Genomic DNA, 1070 nt, shown 5'->3' with positions numbered 1-1070 from the left:
ACCAGTTCCTACATAACTGAGATCAATAAGCATCGTTCTTTGACCATCGAATACTTTAATACTTGATGGACGTTCAAACTTATCAAATGATAAAACTTGAACACCTTGATGACCTGGTAGATTCAGTTGTTTGAGTTGTCCCGTTAAGTTGTATTGAAAAGTACGAATATCACTATCTCTAGGGCTATTCGTTTTCCCATTGGGCAGAGGACCATCCTCCCAAGCTAAACGACCGTGTTGATCATAACCATACTTAGACTCACGAACCAAAGTATCGCCCAAAGGAGAAAACCCAGATTCTTTAACCGAGATCAAACGATTATCTTGATCATAAGCATAAGACTTACGATACTGCTTACCTGCAACAACACTATTCCTAAATTCAGTTTTTAAACGGCGAGAATCACGTTGATTCAACTGAACAAGAAGGGGATTGCCTAAGTTTGATACATTAGATGATTTAAGTTGATAAGACTCATACTCATAAAAAGTCGTCTGAGCTTGTACACCAATCCTAGAAACAGTTTTAGACAATACCTCACCCAAATCATTATATTTCAGATCAATCGCACGAATGGCTTTCTCAGATAAATCAAGATCAGCAGCATAACTCACCAAACCTTGAGCATTAAAACGATAACGCTTATTGACCTCACCACAACTGGCACAACCAGCACCAAGACTTTCTAACAACTGAAATTGAGTACCGTCAATTTGATACGAATAAGCAGTTTTTTGACCTAAACTATTGGTCACAATATTTTTAAAAACAGACTTATTCGCTGCATAATTTGCAGGCATATCCTGATGAGTACGAGCATCAAACTGAATGGTGACTTTTTCAACCCCACCCGCATGCTGACTTAAAAAAGCACGATCTTGATTGTCATACTGCCACTGAGAGAGCAACTTAAACTTTTTTGTTGTTCGATCAAAGATAGATTTTGCAGTGAGATTATGAATATCCCCACCTTGAAACTTTGGATCATAACTATACTTAAAGCGGCGCCCATCAGGATAAACGACTTGAGCGAGATTGTTATTACGATCTAAAAAATAGAAGGCTCTAG

At 38.0% G+C, this 1070-nt stretch carries 1 pseudogene; it reads right to left on the bottom strand.

Features of this window, described 5'->3' with window-relative positions:
* Positions 1 to 1070 (bottom strand): annotated as a pseudogene (locus GGG_RS20190) (hypothetical protein); the annotation flags it as partial.

It is taken from the genome of Acinetobacter sp. P8-3-8 (assembly GCF_000214135.1).
Lineage (GTDB): Bacteria > Pseudomonadota > Gammaproteobacteria > Pseudomonadales > Moraxellaceae > Acinetobacter.
Note: the sequence above shows the minus strand (reverse complement) of the source record. Positions and strands in the feature narration are given on the sequence as shown.